Below are 22584 nucleotides of genomic sequence, written 5' to 3'. Positions count from 1 at the left end.
CTTCGTCGCGAACTCTGCCGCACGCTACGCGGCGGGACCGACAGAACTGTCCGACGGCCGGTCAGGAGGTGCCGGGGGTGGCGTGGCGCCACTGGGACGGGGTGACCCCGTGTTCGACTCGGAAGCGTTTGATGAAGTAGCTGACGTCGGGGTACCCGCTGCGGCGGCTGATCGTCGCCACGGTCAGGTCGGTGTCGCTGAGCAGCAGGCGGGCCTGCTGCATGCGACGCTGCGCGAGCCACTGCTGAACGGTCCGGCCGGTCCTGCGGCGTACCACGGTGGTGAGATGCCCGGCCGTGAGTGCCAGTTCGGCGGCGACGTCCGCGAGTGAGATGGGCTCGTGGTAACGCCGCTCGATGATGTCGAAGACGGCCGCGAGCAGCGGCTCCTCCGCCGACCGCAGCTGGTCGGCGACCCCGGCCGGCAACCGGGCGGCGGCCACCAGCAACAGGGTCAGGTGGGCGAGGGCGGCCTCCTGGTGACCGTCGCGCCGGGCGCGCAACTCGGTGTCGAGCGAGACGAAGCGCTCGACCCAGCCCGCCCGGTCGGACGGCGGGACGCGCAGCCGCTGGGCCCGGTCGGTGCCGTGGGCGAACGGGAGGAGCAACGGGTGCGACCGCCACGACGCGTAGGCGCCCGACCTTCCGGGCCGCACCACGTCGGTCGGGAACCACACCGCCCATCCGTCGGTGACCGTGGTCTCGATCGGGTCGAGGAAGGAGACGACCTGCCCCGGTGCGATGACGAACAGATCCCCGTCGGTCACCGTCCACCTGCGGCCGTCGATCACCAGCCTGCCGTCGGCGCGGTGCGCGTAGCACAGCACCAGGAAGTCGTGGGTGTGCGCGCCGCCGGCGGCCGGGCCCGTGACCGGCGAGCCCGGTGCGAGGCGGGCCACGGCCACCGGGGCGAGGCCGGCCACCCGGTCGAACCCGATGACCGGCACGCCCTGCCCGGTCACCCCGACGGCGCGCGCCGCCGGAACCGAACTTTGTCGCATCCGGTCCACAGTTACGCCATTGTCCACGGTGTCGCGCTCCATGACGCTGAGAGTACGACCAAACTTCATCTGATATCGGAGCCGCACATGACCGGACAGTCCCATCACACCGACGCGCAGCAGTACCTGCCCGGCATGGGTAAGCACTGGCTGCTTCCGCTCTACGATCCGTTCTCCCGCCTCGCCGGTATCGGGCGCATCCACGGACAGCTGATGGACCGGGCGAACCTCCGGTCCGACCAGCGGATCCTGGAGATCGGCTGCGGTACCGGCAACCTGCTGACCGCGCTCGGGCGTCGCCTGCGGGACATCGACGCGCTGGGCATCGACCCGGACCCCGCCGCGCTGCGCCGGGCCCGCCGCAAGGCCGCCCGGTACGGGCTGCCGATCCGGTACGAGCAGGCGTTCGCCGGCGCGTTGCCGCTGCCCGACGACAGCGTCGACCGGGTGCTGTCCGCGTTCATGCTGCACCACCTGGACGACGACGAGCGCGCCCGGGCGCTACGGGAGGCCAGGCGGGTGCTGCGCAGCGGCGGTGAGCTGCACGTGCTCGACATCGACGGCACCCCCTCCGGGCGGGGCGGCGCGGCGGCGCACCGCAACGCCCGGGTGGCCGCCAGCCTTCCCGAGCGGGTGCTGGCCGCGCTCGCCGACGCCGGCCTGACCGGCGTGGCGAGGAACGGCGGAGGTAAGGCGTGGTTCGGCCGCTTCGCCTGCTACCGCGCCGAGGCACCCTGAGCCGGACGACACCGGCCGGCACCGCAGGCCGGCTCAGTGCAGGGGCCGGCCGTGCGCGTCGGGTACCCCGGACTTGCGGTGGAAGTACGCGTTGATCTGGTCGCGCCACTCCCGCGCACAGCGCAGCTGCTCGTCGAGCCGCTCGGTCACCCGGGCGTGCACCGCCGCGTCCACCAGGCCGACCAGCGACGTCCACCGCAGGCGGGCCGCCTCCACCTCGGCCACCCCGTCGAAATGGGTGTCGTAGATGTGCTGGATGACGGTGCGACCGCTGTGCAGCACGTGCTCGTACGGCACGTGGTGGAAGAAGAGCAGCACCTCGTCGGGGCAGGTCTCCGGGGATTCGTACACCCGGGACCACGGCCGCGGGTACTGGCCGGTGAACCCGGTGCCGCTGGCCCGGCTACGGTCCACGCCCACACCGTCCCGATCGGCGAAATGGTACGTCCCCCACCGGCTGTACTCGTATCCGTCGACGTCGGGGCCGTAGTGCAGGCCCGGTCGCACCATGAATCCCACGCCCAGCGGAGCGGTGTAGCGCTCGTAGGTGCGCCACGAGTCGTCCATGATCTCGTGCAGGGTGCGGCGGAGCAGGTCCGGGTCGGCGGTGGTGTCCGGATGGAACGTCAGCTCGATCCACTCGTCGAGCAGCTCCGCCGGACGCATTCGCGGATCCCAGGCCAGCCGGCCGAAGGCGTACAGGTTGGCCTGGGCCAGCGGATGCCCGGTCCAGAACGGGTCGTCGCCCACGTTGGAGACGGCGACCAGGCCGCCGCCGTCGGCGGCCACACCGGCGACGGTGTGTCCGTCGTCGCCCCAGCCGAACCGCAGCACCTCGCTCCACCAGGGGGCCAGGTAGCACACGTGCCGCTGCTGGCCGGTGTACTCCTGCGTCACCTGGAACTCCACCGCCATCCGGGTGCCGGGCATCGCGGTGATCACCGGGGAGACGGGCTCCCGGGTCTGGAAGTCCATCGGGCCGTGTTTGACCTGCACGATGACGTTGTCCCGGAAGCGGCCGTCGAGCGGGGCGAAGTGGTCGAACGCGGCCCGGGCCCGGTCGGTGGAGCGGTCCCGCCAGTCCTGCCGGTGGTTGTAGACGAAGGCCCGCCAGTGCACCACACCGCCGTGCGGAGCCAACGCCTCGGCGAGCAGGTTCGCCCCGTCGGCGTGGTCGCGACCGTAGCTGAACGGGCCCGGTTGTCCCTCCGAGTCGGCCTTGACCACGTAGCCGCCGAAGTCGGGGATGCGGGCGTACACCGCTGCCGTGGTCCCGGCCCACCAGGCCCGCACCGCGTCGTCGAGGGGGTCGGCGGTGGGCAGGCCGGCGAGGACGACGGGCGCCGCGAAGGTGACCGACAGGTGCACCCGGATGCCGTACGGGCGGAACTCGTCGGCGATCTCGGCGACGTCGTCGAGCCGCTCGGTGAGCAGCCGCGCCTCGGTGGCGTGGACGTTGACGTTGTTCACCGCCACCGCGTTGATCCCACACGCGGCCAGCAGTCGCGCGTACGCGCGCACCCGGGCCCGGTCGCGGCGGGGGTGGCCGGCCTGCCAGAAGATCGACCCACCGGCGTAGCCGCGTTCGACCTGCCCCATCACCGGGTGCACGTCGACGTTGTCCCAGTGGTCGAGCATGCGACGGCGCATCGCGGGACGGTGCGACCGTGCCGCCTGCGGCGCGCCGAACGCCGACTCGCCGAGGCGGGTCAGGTGGAACAGCCCGTAGAGCAGCCCGGCCGGTTGGTCGGCGAGCAGCACCGTGACCTCGCCGTGGCGGGCCAGGGCGTAGCCTTCCGGGCCGAGCGGCCCCGCACCGGCCGCGTCGACCTCGGCAAGGGCGGCGACCAGTTCGGCCGGGACGCCGTCGCCGACGGCCGGGACCAGGGCGAGCACCAGGCTCGGCGGTGGCCCCTCCGCCTCTCGCCGGACGCTGCCGCCGTGTTCGGCGCAGGTCCGCTCGACCTCGGTGACGACCGTGTCGACGAGCCCTCCGTCACCGAGTACGAGGCAGTGCCGGGAGCCGATCGCGCGAAACGCCTCGGGCGGCAACCAGGCGGGGTGGACGTCGGTCGGGGCGGGGGCGGTCATCGCGCAGATCGTAACGTTCCCACCAAACACGTCAAGATACTTCCGGAAGTTCCGGCAGCGGTGGGCACCACCGCGCGGGGTGCCCACCGGCTCTTCGATCAGCCCCGTCAGGCCGGCTCGACGGGCAGCCACAGCTCGCAGGTGGCGGTGCTGAAGTCGGCCGCGCGGTCGAGGATCGCGACGATCGACGGGCCCGGCCGCAGCCGCCACGGGTTCGACGGGAACCATTCGGCCGCGGTCGCGGCCCAGGTCTGCTGCAGGGTCTGCGGGTACGCTCCGGCGGTCCGGAAGACCGCCCACGTGCCGGCCGGCGCCGCGATGCTGTCCAGGTCCTCGGGCACCGTGGTGTCGCCGGTGACGGCGACCCCGTGCAGGTAGGTCAGCTCGGTGCCCTCGACGGCGTCGGGAGCGACGTCGTCGGTGACCTGGAGCAGACCGGCCGGCTCGGTGTCACCGAGTTCCTTGAGCCGCTGGTGCTCCTCGGCCGGCAGGCCGGTGACGTGCCGCTGGACGTGCGGGTTGACGCCGTGGTGGATGAGCGGAACCCGGGCGGCGTGTCCGATGAGCCGGAACGCGGGGCGCTCGACGATGCGGGTGTCCATGGGGACGCTCCCTTCGACGGTCAGGCGGAACCTGAGCTGTGGCTGGGTACGAAGGGGGCCTCCGTCACGGCGTACCTCACCGGGGCCGACACCGTGGACGGCCCGGAACGCGCGTCCGAACGCCTCCGTGGAGCCGTACCCGTACCGCACCGCGATGCCGAGCAGGTCGTCCTCGCCGCGGACGACGTCGGCTGCGGCGACGGTCATCCGCCGCCGGCGCACGTACTCCGACAGCGGCATGCCGGCCAGTGAGGAGAACATCCGACGCAGGTGGTACTCGGTCGTGCCGAGTGCCCGAGCCGCCCCGGTGACGTCGAGTTCCTCGGTGAGGTGCTCCTCGACGAGATCGACGAGCCGGTTGAGTGCCGAGATCATGGGACCCCCCTTCGAGATCCAGCCTGGCCCGTCCGCCCAGCCAGTGCCCGATCGTTCTGGCCCGATCCGATCACGCGGGGAGCGGGTGGCGAGGCTCGACGCACCGGCACCCGAGGCGACCCACGTCGCAGTCAGTGCAGCGCGACGCGCTGCGCCACCGGTTCCAGGTACACCGGGAGGTGGTCACCGGCCTGCGCGACGAACATGGCCACCTCGTACGCCATGTCGCCGACCTCCGCGTCGCCGTCGATGCCGACGGCCAGGACGGCCCCGTTGCCGGTGGTGGCATGGAACAGGAACGCCCGCGACATCTGCACCACGACCTGGTGCAGCTCGCCGTCACCACAGACCCGTGCGGCGGCCAGGCCCAGCGCCTGAAGCCCGCAGACCATGCTGGACAGTTGGCCGGCGAGTTCGTCGTCGATGCCCCGGGAGGCGCCCAGCAGGAGCCCGTCCGGGGAGAGCACCACCGCGAACTGGGCACCCGGCACGCGGTCGACGATGTTGTCGAGCGCGCGGCCGAGGTTGTCGGCGGTGGCCACCGCAGAAGTCATGGCAGGTCCTCTCGTTTACGGAACCGGTGATCCGGACCGGTCCCCGTGGCTCAGTTCACGGCCCGTCGGGACCACGGCTGTCCGTTCGTGGTGTACGACGGTTCGGCCAGGATGGTTCGAAGCAGGGCCAACAGGTCGGTGCGGTTGGCGCAGTCGAGCCGCGAACGCATCCGGGCCACGTGGTGCTCCACAGTCTTGGCCGAGATGAACAACCGGTCCCCGATCTCCCGGTAGGTGAGACCGGCGACCACCAGCTCGGCCACCTCCCGCTCCCGGTCGCTGAGCCGGTGCGAGACGGTACCGGCTGCCGGTTTGCGGTCCTCGGCGGCGGACCGACCCTGCAGCGCCCGGGCGCAGTCCAGCAACGTCGTCATCGCCCGCCGATCCGCGGTCCGGATGGCGGCCTGGCCAGCCAGCCGGGCACCGTCCCAGCACAGGCCGGTGTCGTGCAGGCCCCGGGCGGCCGCCTCGACCCGGACCGGGTCGACGGTGCCGCGCAGCGCCTCCAGCCAGCACTCGGCCGCGGCAGCCACCACGGCGGCGTACCGGCTGTGGCCGGCGGCGGCCACCAGGGCGGTCACGTGCCCGTCGGCTGCGGCCGGATCGTCGGTGAGGATCGCCGCGTGCAGTCCGCTCCAGTGCAGCGGGGTACGCCACAGGGGCGGGTCGGCCAGCCGGCCGAGCAGCTCGTGGGCGTCGCGCAGGTAGGGCTGCAGGCGGCCCAGGTCACCGAGCCGGGCACCGGCGATGGCCAGCTCGCCCAACGGCAGCAGGGTGAACAGGTCCACCGGGTGGCGGACCACCGCCTCCAACGCGGGCACCCATTCGCGCTGCAACGCGCCGAGGTCGCTGACGCGCCGGGCGATACCCATGGTCAGCCCGGCGGCGAAGAGCAGGTCGCGGGGTCCGAGCGCGACGCCGGCGCTCGCCTCGGCGAGCTGCTCGCTCGCCGCGGCGATCCGCCCCCGCGTCATCAGGATCCAGGCACGCAGCAGCCGGTGCCGGCCGGTCAGCAGCGGCCCACCGATACCGCTGGTCAGGGCCCGGTCCAGGACCCGTTCGGCGATGTCCAGTTCGCCGCAGTGCACGGCCGTCAGCGCCGCCAGCGCGGCGGGGCTGTCCGGCAGCAGCACCGCCCGCCCGTCCGGTTCCAGCAGGGCCGCCGCCTGCACCAGAGTGGACAGGGCCGCCGACGGGGTGCCGTGCACGCTCTCGCGTACCCCGTCGGCCATCAGCCGGGCGGCACCGGCCGGCAACGTCGGCGGACCGTCCGCGACGGGTTCGGGGTGCCCGGCCGGTCGGCCGGTGGCGAGGGCGCCGACGGTCGCGAAGGCGTGGGCGCTGCCCCCGCCGGACCAGCGGTACAACTCCACGCTGCGGTCGGTCTGTCCACGGTGGGCGAGGGCGGTGGCGGCGACCAGCGCGGCCTCCGCCCGGCCGTCCGGCGCCCCCGTGGTGAGCAGCCGGTCGGCCAACCGCAACGCCAGGTCGAGGTCACCGGCCAGAGCGGCGGCGACCGCCTGCCGGACGGCGGTGGGTCGACCGGCGGCACCGGCCGCGGCGAACAGGCGCGCAGCCAGCGCCGGCTCGCCGCCGAGGGCTTCCTCCGCCGCCGCCTCCAGGGTGCCGGCCGGGCAGTCACCGGCGACACCGGCTGCCAGCAGCGAACGCACCAGCGGCAACACCGGTGCGCCCCGGTTGAACGCGAGTTCGCTGAGCAGGTGCCAGACGGCGGTACGGTCGGCGGCCGGGCTCAGCACGGTCACCGCCCGGCGCACCAGCGGAGTGGGTCGGCCGTCGGCGCCGACCAGGCCCGCAGCCCGGGCCTCGGCGACGAGGTCGTCGATCTCCGCCGGTTCGCGGTTCAGCAGCGGGCGCAGTGCCTCCGCGGGCAGCGGAACGCCGGCGGCCAGCGCGATCAGCAGCCGCCGCACGTCGGCGGGCAGCTGTTCCAGGTCGGGACCGAGATGCAGCACCACCTGGCGGGGCAGGTCGCTCGGTACACCGACCGTCTCCTGCTCGCGCAGCCCGTCGGTCAGCCATGCCACGTGCCGGGGCACCCCGCCGGTCTGGCTGTGCACGTAGTCGACCAGGTCGGCGCGGCGGCCGAGGCGGGGCACGGCGGCGAGGTACGCGGCGGTGCGAGCCCGGGTGAACGGGGTGAGCAGGAGCTGGCGTCCCTCGCGGCGCAGCGTGTCGGTCAGCTCGGTCAGGGCCGCCGGTCGCGGCCAGGGGCGGTAGCTGATCGCTATGCGGTGTCGACGGTCGGCCACCAGTCGCCGCAGCGTGCGCAGTCGGGCCTCGTCGAGCAGGTGCGCGTCGTCGATCAGCAGCACCGTGTCGGGGGCGTACGCGTCGTCGGTGGCCGGCACCTCGGTGTGCACGGCGACACCGGCCCGGGCGTACCGGATGGCCACCTCCTGAAGGTAGGTGGTGCGGCCGTGGCCGCCCGGTCCGGTCACCCCGAGGGCGAGCGGTGCCGCCGGCTCCGCGGTGATCGCGTCGAGCAGGTCGGTCGCGTCGGCGGCGAGGACCAGCGGGCTGTCCGCCACGGCGCTCGGCATCATTGCGGTCATCCTTCGTGCCCCGGGCTGCGTACCAGCTTCCGGCGGGATCGCTTCGGCAGGTCCAGGGGCGGGTAGCGGATCGGCGGGCGGGGCGGCGGCTCGTCGGACGGAGTCAGGTCGTCGGCCGGGAGCAGGCCGGCGGTGCGCGCCGTCGAACCGACGGAGGCGGCTGCGACGGTGGCGGGGGTGCCGACGGTCGCGGGTGGACCGGCCGGTGGCGGCGGGCCGGCCGGCAGCGGGCGTGGGGACAGGATCCGGGTGCCGGCGGCGGCCGCGCCGGCCGCGGCGGTGTGCTGTGGGTCGGGCGCGGTCTCCACCGGAAAGCCGGCGGTGGCGAGCAGTTCGGCGACCAGCGGCACGCGGCTGGCACCGCCGGCCAGCAGCACGCCGTCGAGTTGCGCGGGTGTCAGGTCGGCGGCGCGGACGGCCTGCGCCAGCAGTTCCACTGTGGCCCGAACGGCCGGCCGGATCAGTTCCTCGAACTCCAGTCTGGTCACCGGCGCGCGGACGGTCCCGGCCGGCAGTGCCAACGCCACGTCGGTCTGCGACCCGACGGTCAGCTCCCGTTTGGCACGTTCGCACTCGACGGGCAGCTGCCGCAGGGCGGCACGGGCACCGGGTCCGGCGGCGGCCAGGTCCCGGGCGAGCACGGACCGTACGTGCGCGGCCAGCGCCTCGTCGAAGTCGGTGCCGCCGAGCCGGGAAAGCGTCGCGGGGACGCCGACGGTCTCGTACCGGTCCCGGTCGTTGCGTCGGACCAGCGCGGTCTCGAAGGTGCCGCCGCCGAGCGCGTACACGGCGGCGACTGCACCGGCGAAGCCCCGGACGGCGTGTCCCTCCGCCACGGTGACCGTGCGGGGCAGCAGCGTCACCGCACCCAGGCCGTAGTCCCACAGAGCGTGGTGCAGCAGATCGCGACGGTACCGACCCCAGGACGCAGGGTGGCTCAGCACGATCATCTCGGCCGGCGCGCCCCGGGCACCGTGCACCTGGTCGACCACGTGCGCGGCGAGCAGCGCGACGAGCGTCTCCGGCCGGTACCGCTCGCCGGCGAGCAGCAGCGGCACATCGTCGCCGACCCGGCTCAGCACTCCCCGGGCGGTACGCTCCGGCCCGTCGCCCTCACCGAGGGTGAAGGTCCCGTCGGTGGACAGCAGCAGCGTCGACGGCAGTGGGCCCGGCCCGGGGTGCAGGGCGACCGGCTCCGGGTGACCCCAGTGCCCGTCACGGTGGCGGGCGACCGCGGCGACGGTGCTGGTGTTGCCGATGTCGATCCCGAGCACGTAGGCCATCTGCTTTCTTCCTTGACCGCGTCGGCCGTGGGGGCGGGCCGGACAGGCCCGCCGATGCGGGCCGCCCCGGGGGAACCCCGTGGGCTCCTACGTTCGTACCAGAGATCACTCCGGCATCAGGAGCCCCAACTTCGGCGGGCGCCGGTCCCCCACTCCCCCTAACGTACGAGAGTCCCGTCGCCCCTAATCGAACGGGTCGGATTGCGGGATCGTCCCCGATGCCCGGTCCCGGGCACCGCCCGTAGCGTCGTCGGCGATCACCGGTCGTTGACGTTTCGCCGAGGAGTGAACCCCCACCATGGACCAGACCCTGCACGACTTCGTGCTCAACCTGCTGACCGACGCGGACGCCCGGTCGGCGTTCGACCTCGACCCGGAGGGCGCGCTGCGGGCCGCCGGCCTCGGCGACATCACCGCCGCCGACGTCCAGGACGTGGTGCCGCTGGTGGTGGACTACGCCCCGGTGCAGGGGCTGGCCCCGGTCGCCCCGGTCACCGGACAGCTCGGCCTCGATCCGCTGGTGGGTGACGCCACCGACGCGATCAGCCAGTTGCAGACCGTGGCCCAGCAGATCAGCGTCGGCAGCTCCCACTCCGGGGTGGACGTCAAGGCCGGGGTGCTCGGCACCATCGCCGTCGACCCGTCGACGGTGACCGCGGGGGCGAGTGTCTTCCCGGGTGTCGGCGTCGGCGTGACCCCCACCGGGGTCGGTGTGGACCTGTCCGGGGTGCACGACGTGGCCGACACCCTCGACGCGGACGTGGTTGCCCCGATCGATCGCGTCACCGAGCCGGCACTCGGTGACGTCACCGGCACGGTGGGTGACCTCGCGTCGGCGGTGCACGGCACCGGCTCCGGGCTGCTGGACACCACGTCGGGTCTGCTTCCCGGCACCACCAGTCAGGTCGGCGACCTGGTCGGCTCGCTCGGTGTCGACGACACCCTCGGCGAGCTGGGCCTGACCGGCGACACCCGTGGTGTGGCGCCGTCGCTGGATCTCGATTCCACTGTGGGCGGTGTGACCGGGCAGGTCGACGGCCTGTTGGGCGGGGTGACCGGCAACGTCACCGGCGGCACGAAGGGGCTGCTGGACGGCGGCGTCAGCGGCTCGGTGAGCGGGGACACGGCAACCCACGGCGAGGCCTCCACCTCGACCGGTGGGGTGCTGGGCCTCACCGACGGTCTCCTCTGACACCCGCCGGCGGGTGGGGTCGGCACCGGCCGGTGTCGACCCCACCCGCCGCCTCGCACTTGATAATTGCGCCGAATTCAGCACACTTGGTGCGGTGATGGCGGGAATCTGGCTCGACGCGCTCGACGACATCGCCCGCACGTGCCAGGAACACGGTCGGGGCGACCTGCTTCAGGCGGTTCGCCTCAAGCGCGCCCACCTGCTCGATCCGACGTTGACCGTGCTCGTCGTCGGCGAGCCGAACCAGGGAAAGAGCCAGCTGGTCAACGCGATCGTCAACGCGCCGGTCTGCCCGGTCGGTGACGGAACCACCACCGTCCTGCCGACGGTGCTGCGGCACGCCGAGGTCGCCTCGGCGACGGTGGTGCAGACGCCGCTGTCGAGGCCGGGAACGCCGCCGGCCGCCGATCCGCCGGCCGTGCGACGAACACCGGTGCCGACCGACCAGATCGCCGCGGGAGTCGGTGGCAGCACCGGTCGGCTGCCCGGCGGCGGTCCCGCGTACATCGAGATCGGCCTGCCCCGGGCGTTGCTCGGCGCCGGCGTGGTGCTCGTCGACATGCCGGGCGGCGGTGACGTCGCCGCCGTGGGTGCCGGCACCCCGGTCGCCGCCCTGGCCCGCGCGGACACCGTGCTGCTGGTCACCGACTCCACTCGGGACCTGTCGGTGAACGAGCTGAACATGCTGCTGCACCTCACCAGGTCGCACTCCAATGTGGCCGTGGTGCAGACCAAGACGGACCTGGTGCCGGACTGGCGGGCCGTGGCCGACCGCAACCGGCGGCACCTGGCCGACGCCGGGGTGCAGGTCCCGTTGATCCCGGTGTCCGCCGCGCTGCGCCTGCACGCCGCCGCCACCGACGACCACGCGCTCAACGCGGAGTCCGGCTTCCCGGCGCTGATCGCCCTGCTCCGGCGGCATCTGGCCGCCAAGCCCGACACCCTGGCCCGAGCCGCCGTGGTGCTGACCGCGCGTACCGTGGTGGAGCAGCTCGCCGCGCCGCTGCGGGCGGAACTGACCGACCAGCGCTCGGCCGAGGAGTCCGCACCGATGGCCCGGCTGCACGCGGCGCAGCGGGAGGTCGACGAGCTGCGCCGGTGTGCCACCCGGTGGCAGAACACGCTGACCGACGAGATGGCCGATCTGATCTCCGACGTCGAGCACGACCTGCGCGAGCGCACCCGGCAGATCCTGCGGATGGTCGACGAGGCGTTCGAGACCGCCGACCCGCTGGTGGCGTGGGACGCCGTCGCGCAGTGGCTGGAACAGAGCCTCGTCGAGGCGGCCACGGCGAACCGGCGGTGGCTGGTCCAGCGGTGCGACTGGATCGCCCGACGGGTCGCCGAGTCGTTCGCCCGGTACGGGCACGGCTCGCTGCCGCCGTGGCCGCTGACCGCCTCGGTGGAGTACGGCGCTGCGGTGCCGGAACTGGAACGCCCCACCGTCGACCGGTTCACCGTCGGCCAGAAGGTGTTCACCGGCATGAAGGGCTCCTACGGCGGTTTGCTGATGTTCGGCTTGGCGCTGACGCTCGCCGGCCTGCCGATGATCAACCCGATCTCGATCGGCGCCGGTGCCCTGTTCGGTGGCAAGAGCATCCGCGACGAGGGCAAGCAGCTGCTGCGTCGCCGGCAGGCCACGGTCAAGGCGGCGGTCCAGCGGCACGTCGACGACTTCTTCATCCAGGTCAGCAAGGACAGCCGGGACGCGGCCCGCCGGGCGCAACGGGTGCTGCGGGACCACTTCGCCGCGCTCACCGACGAGTTGCAGACCGCCATCATCGAGTCGCTGCGCAGCGCCAAGGAGGCGGCCGACACCGACGCGGCGGTTCGGGAACGACGGCAACGCGAGATCCAGCAGCGGATGATCCGCCTGGCCGAGCTGTACGAGCAGGCGCAGCAGGTCACCGCCGCCCGCCCGGCGTCACTGGCATGACCGGCGCGCGGCTGGACGCGGTGGTCCGGGATCTGCTGCACCGGGTGCTGCACGGCTACCGCGACAACCCCCGCGCCACCGAGTTGCTGCGGCACCAACTGGCCCGCTACGACCAGCCGCTGCGGGTCGCCGTCGTCGGTGGCTGGCGCAGCGGAAAGTCGACGCTGCTCAACGCCCTGATGGGTGAGGAGGTGGCCCCGGTCGACGGGAGCGCCTTCACCTGGTACGAGGACGGGCCGCAGCCGGACGCCACCGGATACTCCACGAGTCACCCGCCGCAGCGGCTGGCAGTGCTGCGCTCCGGCACCGGGATGCGGGTCGACCTCACCGGTTGGCGGGCCGGAGAGCTGCGCGACATCGTGGTGCGGTGGCCGGCACGCTCGTTGCGGCAGGTTACCCTGCTGGACACCCCGGCGATCGGCGCGACCGACGAGCCGACCGCGGATCCGGTGCTGACCCGGGTGCTGCGGGAGGCCGACGCGCTGCTGTACCTGTCCCGCGACGCCAGGGGCGCCGACCTGCGGATCCTGGCGGAGACCCGGGAGGGCGTCGTGGGGCAGGCGGCACCGGTTCACACGATCATGGTCTTGTCCCGGGTGGACGAGTCCGGTGGTGGTCGGGTCGACGCGCTGCTCGGTGCCCGTCAGCTCGCCCGGCGGGCACTGCGGGACCCGCACGTGGACGCGCTGTGCCTGACGGTGGTGCCGTGCAGCGGATTGCTCGGCCTGGCCGGTCGAGTACTCGGCGAGACCGACTTCGCCGCGCTGGCGACCCTGTCCCGGATGCCGCGTGCCGAGCTTGAGCCGTACCTCCTCTCCGCCGAGCGGTTCGCCCGCGGCGAGCCACCGGCCGGGTTGGACGCGGCCACCCGTGGCGCGTTGCTGGAGCGACTCGGTGTGGTCGGGATCCGCCTGGCGACCACCCTCGTCCGCACCGGCTGCGACAACCGGGTGGCCCTGGCCGCCGAGCTGGTCCGGCGCAGCGGCCTCGGCGAGCTACGCGAGTCCCTCAACCGCCTCTTCGTCGACCGCCGGCACGTGCTCAAGGCCCGGTCGGCGCTGACCGCGGTGGAGGCGCTGCTGCGCGACGAACCCGGTCCGGCCACCGGCGACCTGCTCACCGCGCTGGAGCAGCTGCTCGCCGGTGCGCACGAGTTCGCCGAGTCGCGGCTGCTGGCGGCGCTGCGCGACGGCCGGCTCGGCCTCGACACCGAGTTGGCCGCCGAGGCACGGCGACTGGTCGGTGGGGACGGTGACGACCCGGCGGCCCGGCTCGGCATCGCCCCCGAGGCGACGCTGGCGTGGTTGTGGGAGACCGCCGCCGAGGCGCGCTGGCGGTGGCGGGAACGGGCTGAGGACCCCGGACTCCCGTTGCCGCAGCGCCGCGGCGCGCGGGTGGTGGCCCGCAGCTGCGAGGGCCTGCTCGCCGACCTGGCCGCCGCCCACGCCCGCTAGGGCCGGTGTCCACGAACGTTCCCGGACCGCGCCGGGCGAAGACGACGACCGGCCGCGCCGAGACTGGTACCCGGTCAGGCGGGCCGGGCGGGACCGTGCAGGCCGACCAGGCCGGGCACGGCGGCGCGGCCGAGTTCGCCGCCGGTGACCGGATCCTGCCAGCACACCGCCGCCCGCTGGCCCAGGTAGAGACGGGTACCGTCGGCGCTGAGCACGAGGCCGCCGACCGGGTCGGCGGTCGCCCGCTCCGCGGTGACGGCGAGACCGGTCAGGTCGACGGTCCGCACGGCGGTGCCGGCGCCGAGGAACAGCCGCTCGGTGGAGGCCGCCGCGTACGCCGGAGCACCGCCGGCGGCGAGGGCTGCGACACGGCGTACGGTCAGCTCCTCGGTGGAGATCTCCGCGACGGCGCCGGAGCCGACGTCGGCGACGTAGAGCCGGCCGCCGTCGGGGGTGATCGCCATGGTGTGGCCGTCGGCGCCGCCCTCCCCGAACGGGTGCGGCAGGTCCACGCAGTACGCCCACCGCTGTTCCAGGTGCAGCGTGTGAACGAAGGCGTGCACGTCGCGGCCCGGCCGGCCGCTGATCCGGTCCCGGGTGTGCTGGTGGTCGGGCTGGTGGGTGTAGAGCGTGTAGAGCACGGTGCGGTTCGGGGCCAGCACCGCCTGCCGTCCGTCGCCGCGCATCTCCTCCTCCGCGCCCGGCGGAACCGCCGTCTTGGCGCGGGTGAGCAGCGGCCCGGCGACGCCGGTGGCGAGGTCGACCAGACGTACCCGGTAGCGGTCCGGTGCGGCCGGCGGCAACCATTCGAGCACGAACAGTCCGGCCAGGTCGTGGGTGAACGCCTCCGGTACGACGGTGCCCGGTAGCCGCAGCCGTTGCCGCACCCCGGCGGCGTCGGCGATCAACACGAGTGTCTGGTCGCGCCCGGCGGGACGGTCCCCGGTGGCGCTGAGGTGTTCGGTGGTCAGCGCCAGCCGGGTGCCGTCGGTGGTGGTGGTCTGCGGCACCCACCGGCCCGGCAGCCGTACCCGCTCGGAGGCGTTGCCCCGGCCGGCGTCGACGCGCCACAGGAGGGTGTCGGCTCCGTCGGCCACGGCGGTCCACACCAGCCGCCCGGCGGCGGTGGCCACCCCGGTGCCGATCGACTGCCGGTCGGTGCCCCGCAACACGGTCAGGCCGCCGTCGAGGGTGACGAGCAGGCGGTCCGGTAGCGGGTCGGCGGCGGCCGGGGTCGAGTCGCAGCCGACCAGGGTGGCGGCTCCGACCCCGGCCAGGGTGGTCAGCAGGGTACGCCGCGAGATCGTCGTGTTCGCCATCATGACCCGGTGACACCGCCGGAGCGGCCCGGGTTCCCCCTCGACCCGATGGAACCCGTTCGGCCTGGGCGGTGTCAGTAGTGGTGATCCCACCGGAGGTTGCCCTGGACGACGAGCAGTTCGTCACCCGCGCGCAGGCAGGTGACCTGGCGGCGTACGAGTCCCTGGTCGCCCGGCACACCGCGGCCGCGTACCGCACCGCGGTGCTGCTCGGCGCGGGCTCCGACGCCGAGGACGTCATCCAGGAGGCGTTCGTGAAGGGGTACCGCAAGCTCGACCGCTATCGCGGCGAATCGTCGTTCCGCTCCTGGCTGCTGGCGATCGTGGCCAACGAGACGCGCAACCTGCACCGCACCCGGCAGCGGCGCGACGGGCTGGTGCTGCGCGCGGCGCGGGTGGCACCGGGCTCGGAAATCGTCGAGGACGGCGCCGTCGGCGCGGTCCTCGCCGGGGAGCGCCGGGCCGCCCTCGTGCGGGCCCTGCGGACGCTGCCGCCCCGGGACCGGGAGGTGATCGTCTGCCGCTTCCTGCTGGACCTGACCGAGGACGAGACGGTCACCATGCTGGGTTGGCCCCGGGGAACGGTGAAGTCGCGTACCTCGCGGGCGCTGGTGAAACTGCGCGGTCTGCTCGCCGTCGAGGAGGTCAGCCGTGGATGACCTGGAGCGGGAGCTGCGTGACCTGTCCGCCTGGTTGGCGACCCCCGAGCCACCGGACGTCACGGCCCGGGTCCGTGCCCGGTTGGCCGCCGCGCCGCCCGCCGGCCGCGACACCGGCCGACGACGTTGGCGGTACGTGCTGGCGGCGGCCCTGGCCGCGCTGCTGGTGGCGGCGTTGCCGCCGGGACGGGCCGCGCTCGCCGACGCGATGGCGGGCCTGTTGCGCTTCGCCGGGGTCACCATCAGCGCCTCCCCGGTCGGGGCGCCGCCGTCGGGCGTCCCGTCGCCGCCGCCGGGGCAGCGCTCCGCCACCCTCGACGAGGCACGGCGGCTGGTGCGCTTCCCGATCCGGACGCCGACCGTGCTGGGCCCACCCGAGCAGGTCCTGCTGGCCGACCCGGACGACACCGGCGGGCACCGGGTGGCGAGCCTGCTCTACCGGGCCGGCACCCTCCGCCTGGACATCTTCGACGGCCGCCTCGATCCGGTCTTCGTCAAGCAGGCCGGCGGGTCGGACGCCGAGTGGACGCAGGTGGGTGCGGCCCAGGCGATCTGGATCGGCGGACCGCACCCGATCTCCTACGTCGACCGCGACGGGGTTGTCCGCCAGGCGAGCGGCCGCCTCGCCGCCGCGACCCTGATCTGGGAGGACGCCGGGGTGACGTATCGGTTGGAAGGCGACCTGACCTTGGCGGAGGCGGTCGCGATCGCCACCACACTCCAGTGACGCGGTACCCGCCGGTTTTCCGCGTTTCGTCACGGTCATCCGATGCCGATGACGCTTTCGCCGAATTGCGGATGTAAGCGTGATCAACCAATCTGCTCCGCGCTTCCCCGGCTGGCTCGCCCGCTGCGGTCCGGTATCACCTTCGTAACGGGCCGACAACGATTCCCTCCCGCGGACCGGGTGACGGCGGCGGAACTCCTACCGGGATTTTTCCGGGACCAGGACGGCAGCGTCCAGGCCGCCGCAGCGGCGCGGAGGACCGCTCGGTTCAGCTACCGGACGATTCCGACCCCAATGCGGGGCAGCGCTTGTTAGCGCGAACACGCTGTCACACAGAGCCACGGTCGTGGCGGCCCTGCTACCGCCGTCGGCAAGACCGACTGACCAGGGAGGTCGCCACCTCAGGCCCTAGGTCACGGAAGTTTCGGAAACGTGTGTTGTTTTTTTCGGACAAGTCTGCGACCGTTTTGGCCGTCGGTGGCCTGGGTCACTCCGAGGTTGATCGCGATGCGACCGCGAGTCGAGCCCGGACCAGCGCCTGTCGACGAGAGACAACCCTTCGGCGTCGCCGTGGTGCATGTTCCGGCCAGCGGCTCGCCCCAGGGATGTTTCAGGTGGGCGACTCGGTAGAGAGGGAGATTGATGAGGGCGAAAAAACTACTGGCTGTGTCGGTAGCCCTGGCAACCGGCGTCCTGGCGACGGCGGCCTGCGGCGGTGGCGACTCGGAGGGCCGCAACAGTGACGGCTCGGTCACGATGAGCTTCTGGCACAACGCCAGCACCGGCCCGGGCAAGGCCTTCTGGGAGAAGACCGTCGCCGACTTCGAGGCCGCGAACCAGAACGTGAAGATCGAGATCCAGTCGATCCAGAACGAGGACCTGGACGGCAAGCTGCAGACCGCGCTCAACTCCGGCGACGCACCGGACGTGTTCATGCAGCGCGGCGGCGGCAAGATGGCCGCGATGGTCAAGGCCGGCCAGCTGATGGACATCACCGACTCGATCACCGACGACACCAAGAAGGTGATCTCCGAGGGATCGTTCACCGCGCAGACGATCGAGGGCAAGGTCTACGCCATGCCCGTGGCGGTACTGCCCGGCGGCTTCTTCTACAGCAAGGACCTGTTCGCCAAGGCGGGCATCGCCCAGCCGCCGGCCACCCTCACCGAGCTTCAGGACGCCGTGGCCAAGCTGAAGGCGGCAGACGTCCAGCCGATCGCGCTCGGCGCCAAGGACGCCTGGCCGGCCGCCTTCTACTACTACTTCTTCGCGCTGCGGGAGTGCAGCTCGGAGACCATCACCCAGGCCGGTCAGACGATGACCTTCGACGACCCCTGCTGGCTCAAGGCCGGCCAGGACGTGCAGAACTTCGCCGCGACCGAGCCGTTCAACAGCGGCTTCCTGACCACCTCGGCCCAGCAGGGTGCCGGCAGCTCCGCCGGTCTGCTCGCCAACAAGAAGGCGGCGATGGAACTCATGGGCGCCTGGAACCCCGGCGTCATCGCCTCCCTGACCCCCGACCAGAAGCCGCTGCCCGACCTGGGCTGGTTCCCCTTCCCCAGCATCGAGGGCGGTGCCGGTCAGCCCGGCGCGATCCTCGGTGGTGTCGACGGCTACTCCTGCTCGGCACAGGCCCCCAAGGCCGAGTGCACCGCCTTCCTGAACTACATCGCGAAGACCGAGGTGCAGAAGGCCTACTACGAGGCGTTCAACGCGCCGCCGGTGAACAGCGAGGCGCAGGCCGCGGTCACCGAGCCGCACCTGCAGTCCATCCTCGCCGCCTACAACCAGGCGCCGTTCGTCTCGCAGTGGCTCGACACGGTCTACGGGCAGAACGTCGGCAACGCGCTGAACACCGCCGTGGTGAACATGCTGGCCGGTAAGGGGGACCCGCAGAGCATCGTCAACGCGGTCAAGGACGCCGCCAAGAGGGCACAGTAGTCCAACCGCCATGTCTGAAACGCAACACGAGAGCGTACGGCTCGCGCCGGACCCGACACCGGGTCTGACGAAGGTCGGGGGTGACACGCCGGTCGTGTCGCCCCCGGCCCGGCGCCGCCGGCGCAAGGGCATCGGCTGGGCCGCCCGGCTGGAAATCGCACTGATGACGGGGCCGACACTCATCGTGTTCCTGTCCTTCGTCATCCTTCCCGTGGCCATGGCCGCCTACTACGGCTTCTTCAGCTGGCAGGGGTACGGGCCCGCTGAGGACTTCGTCGGCCTCCGCAACTACCTGCTGATCTTCGAAGACAGCACCTTCATCGACGCCCTGCGGCACAACGGCATCATCGTGGTGCTGTCACTGCTGCTGCAGGGGCCGGCGGCCATCCTGCTCGCCCTGCTGCTGAACCGGCAGATGCGCGGGCAGACGCTGATCCGGGTGCTGGTCTTCATCCCGTACGTGATCGCCGAAGTGGTGGTCGGCACCGGCTGGAGCCTGATGCTGCACGGGGAGGGCGTGGTCAACGCCGTCCTCGGCAAGATCGGGCTCGGCTGGCTCCAGAACGACTGGCTGGCCGATCCGAAGATCGCGATCTGGACGCTGATGGGCATCCTCACCTGGAAGTACATCGGCTTCGCCGTCATCCTCTTCCTCGCCGGCCTCCAGGGCATCCCGGAGGAACTGACGGAGGCCGCGGCGATCGACGGCGCGTCGTACTGGCAGATCCAGCGGCGCATCACGCTGCCGCTGCTCGGGCCGACGATCCGCATCTGGGCCTTCCTGTCGATGATCGGCGCCCTGCAACTGTTCGACCTGGTCTACATCATCTGGGGCCAGTACGTGGCGGCGACCGCCGGGACGTCGACGATGGCCACCTACATGGTGGCCAACGGACGGAACGCCGGAGAGTACGGGTACGGCAACGCGGTCGCCGTGGTGCTGTTCTTCATCTCGCTCTTCGCCGCCCTGCTCTACCAGCGGTTCATCCTGCGCCGGGACACCGAGGGCGCGATCACCGGAGGGAGGCGCTGATGGCCGTGACCGCCGTAGCCGGACGCAGGGCACCGCGCAGGTCATCCCGGTCGAAGAAGCCGTTCAGCTGGACGGACCCGTCGGTGTACTTCGTCGCACTGCTGCTCATCGCGACGATGCTGGCCCCGGTCGTCTACATCATCCTGGGCGGCTTCCGGACCAACGCGGAGATCACCACCGACCCGGCCGGACTGCCCACCACCTGGCAGACCCAGAACTACCTAGACGTGCTGACCGGCAGCACCTTCTGGCAGCAGGTCGCCAACTCCACCATCGTGGCCCTGGCCACCACGGCCGGGGTGGTCACGCTCGGTCTGATGACCAGCTTCATCATCGCGCGTTACCGATTCTGGGGGCGGGGGGCGATGTACGCGCTGTTCGCCGCCGGTCTGATGTTCCCGCTGACCGTGGCGATCACCCCGCTGTACATCCTGGTCAAGACGCTCGGGTTGATGAACACGCTGCCGGGGGTGATCCTGCCGCAGATCGGTTTCGGCATCCCGCTGACCATCATCATCCTGGTCCCGTTCGTACGGGCGATCCCCGACGAGATCCAGGAGGCCGCCTCGATCGACGGTTGCAGCCGACTCGGCTTCTTCTGGCGGATGGTGCTCCCGCTGGCCATGCCGGGCGTCATCACCGTGGCCATCCTGACCTTCATCCAGAGCTGGAACGGCTACCTGCTGCCGCTGTTCATCCTGAACCGGGAGGAGACCTTCACGCTGCCCCTCGGCGTGCAGGCCTTCGCCTCGGAGTACTCGGTCGACACGGCGAAGGTCCTGGCGTTCACCTCCCTGTCGATGATCCCGGCACTGGTGTTCTTCAGTCTGTTCCAACGCCGGATCGTCGGCGGACTGACCGGAGCCGTGAAGGGCTGATCCGTCAGCGGACGCGGCAACAACTCCTCGGCGCGCCCGGCCGCCCCGGTCCGGACTCAGGTCTGACCGAGGCGAGCCGGGCGTGTCGGGTGCGTCCGGTGCGCTCGTGGGTCAGGCTGCGCCACCGGTGCGGCGCCTGCTACACCCGGCCCTGCAGGACCGTGCCCATCCGCAACGCGACCTCCTTGCGCCGGTCCGAGTCACCGATGTCGGCCTTGATGCCGCAGAATTCCCCGCCGCCGCACGGGAACCACAGCTCGCCGTGAGTGTCGTCGTAGACCGCACCCTCGGCCGATCCGCTCACCGGCTCCCCGATCTCGGCCACCGCCTCGTACTCGTCCTTGGACAGCACCGACGCGTGGAGCGCCTGCCCGCCCGAGGTCGCCGTCCAGACGCAACCGCCGAGCTGGTAGTCGTGCTGGCCACCGTCGTGGGCCCCGATCGCGTCCGCGACCTCGTCGGTGGTGAGGCGTTCACACTCGTCGCCCTCCGGCTCGGTCAGAGAGCCTGCCGCATCGTCGGCGGTCCGGGCGTCGCCCGGCTTGTCCCCCGGCGTCGAAGAACCTGTGCCCGCCTCACCCCCGCACGCCACGAGCGTGGCGAGCGCCGCACCGACGATCGCGGCCTTTACCAGCCTGCTGAGGATCTCCATAGGTCATCCCTCCGACGCGGCACCGCCTGCCGCCGATGACCCCACTCCAGCACGGCCAGCCGAAACTTGAATCGGTAGATTCCCCCGGCTTTGCCGCCCTTGTTCAGCTGCCGGCCGAGCCGTACACCCGGGTGGGCGTCGACTGAGGTCACCGCCGCAGCCAGCCGATCGCGGCCCGGCCAACGCCCTGCGCCCCTGGTGGGGACGCCGACGGCTGGCCGTGGTTTCAGTGCTGGACGAGCCCGCCGACCGGGACCGGCGGGACGTGTCCGGTGGCCGGACGGGTCCGCGCCAGGGCGAGACCGACGTCCACGAGGGAGGATCGGCGCAGGCGGACCACATCCGGCACGGCAGTCCAGACCGATCCGGCGGTTGCGCCGTTCAGCTCCGGCCGGAGAAGTCCACCCGTGATGCGGACCTGGTAGAAGACGCCCACATTCTGGTGCTCGCGTCCTGACTGTGCCTCGGCGGCGGGGATCACCCGGGAGTCCACCCCCAGCAGGCGTTCGATCATCCCGTCGCAGCCGGTCTCCTCGGCAACCTCCCGAAGCACCGCGTCGAACGGATCCTCCGCATGCTCGACCCGGCCGCCCGGAAGAGACCAGGTCGTCTCGCCCGACGACCCCACACATCGGACGAGCAACACCCGCTCGGCGTCGATGCACACGGCGTAGGCGGCCAGCCGGAAACTCATCCCGGCCGTGGCCCCCGTGCGCGACCCCGTGACCCCGACCACGCCACCACGCTGCTCATACGCTGGCGAGCAGGGCGTCGAGCGGCTGAGGCACGGTGTCCCGGCTGACAGCGGCCTGGACGAGTAGGCGGACGTAACGCTGGTTTCGGCGCGAACTGCTGCGCAGGAACCGCCAAAACTGCGCCTCGGGATCCCGACCACGCCAGGCGGGCTGGCTCTGGAACCCACGGAACAGCCGCAGGTCACCCTGAGCCTCGAAGAGGGCTTCGACGGCCGCGGCGCCGACCGCCCGGATCAGCTCGTCCTCCAGGTCGTCGACGCAGACGAAAAAGCCGAGCTGCGCCATGTCGGCGCGGGTGCGGGGCGTACCGACGCCCGCCTCGGTCAGCCCGCGCCGGAAGATCTCCTCCTCCCGCAGATCGCAGAGGCCGGCGAGGCGCAAGCCGACGCCCGGCGGGCCAAGCCTGGTCAGGAAGCGACCGATCGCGTGGGCCCCGCCGATCGGGACGATGACGATCCGCTCGGCACCGAGATCGCGACCACGTCCGGCCGCCAGCGCCTGCAGCGCGATCTGGTCGCTGATGCCCTCGACGAGCACCACGGCGACGGCGGACTCGGCCTGGGCCAGAGCACGGGCGGTGGCCTGCATCGAGGCGGCGTTACCACCCAACGGCCCGTCCAGACCGATCCGGGGCGGCTCGCGACGCGAGGTGACATCCACTGGTTGGCCTCCCCGTCCGGCCGGTGGCGGAGCCCCGCGACGGGCGACAAAGACAAAAGGCAGAGAGTCACCTCCCTGCCACTCCTAACGTATAGCGCACCAGGGGGCTTGTGGCAAGACCCGGGTTCTGCCGCAGAATCGTCGGCCGGACGCGGAACT

19 protein-coding genes are annotated in these 22584 nt (G+C 72.4%); 9 read left to right on the top strand and 10 right to left on the bottom strand.

What is annotated here, in order from left to right:
- Positions 1-61 precede the first annotated feature (61 nt).
- A complete protein-coding gene (locus O3597_RS09105) occupies positions 62-946 on the bottom strand; it encodes an AraC family transcriptional regulator (RefSeq protein WP_164449114.1) in 885 nt (294 codons plus the stop codon).
- Between the two features lie 141 nt (positions 947-1087).
- Between O3597_RS09105 and O3597_RS09100 the strand changes: the two genes are divergently transcribed.
- Positions 1088-1738: a class I SAM-dependent methyltransferase gene (locus tag O3597_RS09100; RefSeq protein WP_281603831.1), complete on the top strand. Its 651-nt coding sequence runs from the start codon at positions 1088-1090 to the stop codon at positions 1736-1738.
- 33 nt (positions 1739-1771) lie between these two features.
- On the opposite strand, the gene O3597_RS09095 is transcribed toward O3597_RS09100, so the two are convergent.
- From O3597_RS09095 to O3597_RS09075, 5 genes are all read right to left on the bottom strand, one after another.
- Positions 1772-3829 (bottom strand): alpha-glucuronidase, encoded by a 2058-nt coding sequence (locus O3597_RS09095; RefSeq protein ID WP_281603830.1) that lies wholly within the window; start codon positions 3827-3829, stop codon positions 1772-1774.
- 107 nt (positions 3830-3936) lie between these two features.
- Positions 3937-4806, bottom strand: a complete 870-nt coding sequence (locus O3597_RS09090) for an AraC family transcriptional regulator (RefSeq protein WP_164448926.1) — start codon at positions 4804-4806, stop codon at positions 3937-3939.
- Positions 4807-4937: 131 nt separating this feature from the next.
- Complete coding sequence (locus tag O3597_RS09085; RefSeq protein ID WP_164448927.1) at positions 4938-5360, bottom strand: roadblock/LC7 domain-containing protein; 423 nt, start codon at positions 5358-5360, stop codon at positions 4938-4940.
- 50 nt (positions 5361-5410) lie between these two features.
- Complete coding sequence (locus O3597_RS09080; RefSeq protein WP_281603829.1) at positions 5411-7927, bottom strand: LuxR family transcriptional regulator; 2517 nt, start codon at positions 7925-7927, stop codon at positions 5411-5413.
- 5 nt (positions 7928-7932) lie between these two features.
- Complete coding sequence (locus tag O3597_RS09075) at positions 7933-9219, bottom strand: Hsp70 family protein (RefSeq protein ID WP_281603828.1); 1287 nt, start codon at positions 9217-9219, stop codon at positions 7933-7935.
- 298 nt (positions 9220-9517) lie between these two features.
- On the opposite strand from O3597_RS09075, the gene O3597_RS09070 reads away from it, so the two are divergent.
- From O3597_RS09070 to O3597_RS09060, 3 genes are all read left to right on the top strand, one after another.
- Positions 9518-10411, top strand: a complete 894-nt coding sequence (locus tag O3597_RS09070; protein WP_281603827.1) for an IniB N-terminal domain-containing protein — start codon at positions 9518-9520, stop codon at positions 10409-10411.
- A gap of 97 nt (positions 10412-10508) precedes the next feature.
- Complete coding sequence (locus O3597_RS09065; RefSeq protein ID WP_281603826.1) at positions 10509-12347, top strand: dynamin family protein; 1839 nt, start codon at positions 10509-10511, stop codon at positions 12345-12347.
- Complete coding sequence (locus O3597_RS09060) at positions 12344-13801, top strand: hypothetical protein (protein WP_281603825.1); 1458 nt, start codon at positions 12344-12346, stop codon at positions 13799-13801. The genes O3597_RS09065 and O3597_RS09060 overlap by 4 nt, the downstream gene beginning before the upstream one ends.
- A 74-nt stretch (positions 13802-13875) precedes the next feature.
- Here O3597_RS09060 and O3597_RS09055 read toward each other — a convergent pair whose 3' ends face one another.
- Positions 13876-15123: a hypothetical protein gene (locus tag O3597_RS09055; protein WP_281603824.1), complete on the bottom strand. Its 1248-nt coding sequence runs from the start codon at positions 15121-15123 to the stop codon at positions 13876-13878.
- Positions 15124-15200: 77 nt separating this feature from the next.
- On the opposite strand from O3597_RS09055, the gene O3597_RS09050 reads away from it, so the two are divergent.
- The 5 genes from O3597_RS09050 to O3597_RS09030 all read left to right on the top strand — a co-directional run bounded on the left by O3597_RS09050 (position 15201) and on the right by O3597_RS09030 (position 20358).
- Positions 15201-15779: an RNA polymerase sigma factor gene (locus O3597_RS09050; protein ID WP_281603823.1), complete on the top strand. Its 579-nt coding sequence runs from the start codon at positions 15201-15203 to the stop codon at positions 15777-15779.
- Positions 15772-16506 carry a hypothetical protein gene (locus tag O3597_RS09045; protein WP_281603822.1) on the top strand — a complete coding sequence of 245 codons (735 nt, stop codon included), beginning with the start codon at positions 15772-15774 and terminating at the stop codon, positions 16504-16506. Before O3597_RS09050 ends, O3597_RS09045 begins: the two co-directional genes overlap by 8 nt.
- Before the next feature lie 666 nt (positions 16507-17172).
- Positions 17173-18447: an extracellular solute-binding protein gene (locus tag O3597_RS09040; protein WP_281603821.1), complete on the top strand. Its 1275-nt coding sequence runs from the start codon at positions 17173-17175 to the stop codon at positions 18445-18447.
- 10 nt (positions 18448-18457) lie between these two features.
- Positions 18458-19480: a sugar ABC transporter permease gene (locus O3597_RS09035; RefSeq protein WP_164448932.1), complete on the top strand. Its 1023-nt coding sequence runs from the start codon at positions 18458-18460 to the stop codon at positions 19478-19480.
- Positions 19480-20358, top strand: a complete 879-nt coding sequence (locus O3597_RS09030; RefSeq protein WP_164448933.1) for a carbohydrate ABC transporter permease — start codon at positions 19480-19482, stop codon at positions 20356-20358. The genes O3597_RS09035 and O3597_RS09030 overlap by 1 nt, the downstream gene beginning before the upstream one ends.
- 139 nt (positions 20359-20497) lie before the next feature.
- Here the strand turns inward: O3597_RS09030 and O3597_RS09025 are convergent, their stop codons facing one another.
- The 3 genes from O3597_RS09025 to O3597_RS09015 all read right to left on the bottom strand — a co-directional run bounded on the left by O3597_RS09025 (position 20498) and on the right by O3597_RS09015 (position 22425).
- Positions 20498-21010: a hypothetical protein gene (locus tag O3597_RS09025; protein ID WP_281603820.1), complete on the bottom strand. Its 513-nt coding sequence runs from the start codon at positions 21008-21010 to the stop codon at positions 20498-20500.
- Positions 21011-21236: 226 nt separating this feature from the next.
- On the bottom strand, positions 21237-21704 hold the full coding sequence (locus O3597_RS09020) for an NUDIX domain-containing protein (protein WP_348650358.1): 468 nt from the start codon (positions 21702-21704) through the stop codon (positions 21237-21239).
- 55 nt (positions 21705-21759) lie between these two features.
- Entirely contained in the window at positions 21760-22425 is a 666-nt protein-coding gene (locus O3597_RS09015; RefSeq protein WP_281603818.1) for a TOPRIM nucleotidyl transferase/hydrolase domain-containing protein, read from the bottom strand.
- Positions 22426-22584 lie beyond the last annotated feature (159 nt).

The organism is Verrucosispora sp. WMMA2044 (genome assembly GCF_027497155.1).
Classification (GTDB): Bacteria; Actinomycetota; Actinomycetes; order Mycobacteriales; family Micromonosporaceae; genus Micromonospora; species Micromonospora palythoicola.
This window is presented reverse-complemented; position numbering and strand designations above follow the sequence as displayed.

Excerpts from the sequence above, each read along its gene's own strand:
- O3597_RS09100 (WP_281603831.1), top strand. The coding sequence starts at position 1,088 with ATGACCGGACAGTCCCATCACACCGACGCGCAGCAGTACCTGCCCGGC.
- O3597_RS09095 (WP_281603830.1), bottom strand. The coding sequence starts at position 3,829 with ATGACCGCCCCCGCCCCGACCGACGTCCACCCCGCCTGGTTGCCGCCC.
- O3597_RS09090 (WP_164448926.1), bottom strand. The coding sequence starts at position 4,806 with ATGATCTCGGCACTCAACCGGCTCGTCGATCTCGTCGAGGAGCACCTC.
- O3597_RS09085 (WP_164448927.1), bottom strand. The coding sequence starts at position 5,360 with ATGACTTCTGCGGTGGCCACCGCCGACAACCTCGGCCGCGCGCTCGAC.
- O3597_RS09080 (WP_281603829.1), bottom strand. The coding sequence starts at position 7,927 with ATGATGCCGAGCGCCGTGGCGGACAGCCCGCTGGTCCTCGCCGCCGAC.
- O3597_RS09075 (WP_281603828.1), bottom strand. The coding sequence starts at position 9,219 with ATGGCCTACGTGCTCGGGATCGACATCGGCAACACCAGCACCGTCGCC.
- O3597_RS09070 (WP_281603827.1), top strand. The coding sequence starts at position 9,518 with ATGGACCAGACCCTGCACGACTTCGTGCTCAACCTGCTGACCGACGCG.
- O3597_RS09065 (WP_281603826.1), top strand. The coding sequence starts at position 10,509 with ATGGCGGGAATCTGGCTCGACGCGCTCGACGACATCGCCCGCACGTGC.
- O3597_RS09060 (WP_281603825.1), top strand. The coding sequence starts at position 12,344 with ATGACCGGCGCGCGGCTGGACGCGGTGGTCCGGGATCTGCTGCACCGG.
- O3597_RS09055 (WP_281603824.1), bottom strand. The coding sequence starts at position 15,123 with ATGATGGCGAACACGACGATCTCGCGGCGTACCCTGCTGACCACCCTG.
- O3597_RS09035 (WP_164448932.1), top strand. The coding sequence starts at position 18,458 with ATGTCTGAAACGCAACACGAGAGCGTACGGCTCGCGCCGGACCCGACA.
- O3597_RS09030 (WP_164448933.1), top strand. The coding sequence starts at position 19,480 with ATGGCCGTGACCGCCGTAGCCGGACGCAGGGCACCGCGCAGGTCATCC.
- O3597_RS09025 (WP_281603820.1), bottom strand. The coding sequence starts at position 21,010 with ATGGAGATCCTCAGCAGGCTGGTAAAGGCCGCGATCGTCGGTGCGGCG.
- O3597_RS09020 (WP_348650358.1), bottom strand. The coding sequence starts at position 21,704 with ATGAGTTTCCGGCTGGCCGCCTACGCCGTGTGCATCGACGCCGAGCGG.